Origin of the sequence: Halobacillus dabanensis (assembly GCF_900114165.1) — a bacterium.
GTDB classification, from domain to species: domain Bacteria; phylum Bacillota; class Bacilli; order Bacillales; family Halobacillaceae; genus Halobacillus; species Halobacillus dabanensis.
Map to the genome: position 1 here is coordinate 1 of NZ_FOSB01000012.1, position 1,028 is coordinate 1,028.

Annotated in this window: 9 tRNA genes; all 9 read right to left on the minus strand. The window is 51.3% G+C overall.

Annotation, left to right across the window (positions count from 1 at the left end):
- Nucleotides 1–66 precede the first annotated feature (66 nt).
- The 9 genes from BMZ58_RS17050 to BMZ58_RS17090 all read right to left on the minus strand — a co-directional run bounded on the left by BMZ58_RS17050 (nucleotide 67) and on the right by BMZ58_RS17090 (nucleotide 926).
- Nucleotides 67–142, minus strand: a tRNA-Ala gene (locus tag BMZ58_RS17050).
- A 13-nt stretch (nucleotides 143–155) separates the two neighbouring features.
- Nucleotides 156–232 (minus strand) — tRNA-Pro (locus tag BMZ58_RS17055).
- A gap of 6 nt (nucleotides 233–238) precedes the next feature.
- Nucleotides 239–315, minus strand: a tRNA-Arg gene (locus tag BMZ58_RS17060).
- A 13-nt stretch (nucleotides 316–328) separates the two neighbouring features.
- Nucleotides 329–417: transfer RNA gene (locus BMZ58_RS17065), tRNA-Leu, on the minus strand.
- A 54-nt stretch (nucleotides 418–471) separates the two neighbouring features.
- Nucleotides 472–546 (minus strand) — tRNA-Gly (locus tag BMZ58_RS17070).
- 6 nt (nucleotides 547–552) lie between these two features.
- Nucleotides 553–634, minus strand: a tRNA-Leu gene (locus tag BMZ58_RS17075).
- An 8-nt stretch (nucleotides 635–642) separates the two neighbouring features.
- Nucleotides 643–718 (minus strand) — tRNA-Lys (locus BMZ58_RS17080).
- Between the two features lie 42 nt (nucleotides 719–760).
- Nucleotides 761–836: transfer RNA gene (locus tag BMZ58_RS17085), tRNA-Thr, on the minus strand.
- Nucleotides 837–850: 14 nt separating this feature from the next.
- Nucleotides 851–926: transfer RNA gene (locus BMZ58_RS17090), tRNA-Val, on the minus strand.
- Nucleotides 927–1,028 lie beyond the last annotated feature (102 nt).

The following is a 1,028-nucleotide window of genomic DNA, read 5'->3' on the forward strand; positions in this document are numbered from 1 at the left end:
CTTCTATAATAGAAGGAATATCTTGACGTACTGGTTGGTTCGTTCAGTTTTCAAAGATCAAATAATTGGTGGAGCCTAGCGGGATCGAACCGCTGACCTCCTGCGTGCAAAGCAGGCGCTCTCCCAGCTGAGCTAAGGCCCCATTATATTAGGAATGGTCGGGAAGACAGGATTCGAACCTGCGACCCCTTGGTCCCAAACCAAGTGCTCTACCAAGCTGAGCTACTTCCCGTAATAATGGCGCGCCCGAGAGGAGTCGAACCCCTAACCTTCTGATCCGTAGTCAGACGCTCTATCCAATTGAGCTACGGGCGCATTTTTTGTTTTTTGGTGCCGAGGGCCGGACTCGAACCGGCACGGTGGAAACCCACCGCAGGATTTTAAGTCCTGTGCGTCTGCCAATTCCGCCACCCCGGCCTGGCAAGTTATGGTTATAATCATTGATGTAATTTAGTTAGCTTGGTATATTCTTGGAGCGGAAGACGGGATTCGAACCCGCGACCCCCACCTTGGCAAGGTGGTGTTCTACCACTGAACTACTTCCGCTTAAAGTGCGGGTGGAGGGACTTGAACCCCCACGCCGTGAAGCACTAGATCCTAAATCTAGCGTGTCTGCCAATTCCACCACACCCGCAAATGACATGGTGAGCCATGAAGGATTCGAACCTTCGACCCTCTGATTAAAAGTCAGATGCTCTACCAGCTGAGCTAATGGCTCCTGATCAAAAAAGTAATATTTCAAGTTAGCATCGGCAACTAATGGTGCCGGCCAGAGGACTTGAACCCCCAACCTACTGATTACAAATCAGTTGCTCTGCCAGTTGAGCTAGGCCGGCTAACTTATATGAAATGGTGGAGGATGCAGGGTTCGAACCTGCGACCCCTTGCTTGTAAGGCAAGTGCTCTCCCAGCTGAGCTAATCCTCCAGGTTATTATAAAAGGCTTGGCGACGTCCTACTCTCACGGGGGTAAACCCGACTACCATCGGCGCTGAAGAGCTTAACTGCTGTGTTCGGCATGGGAACAGG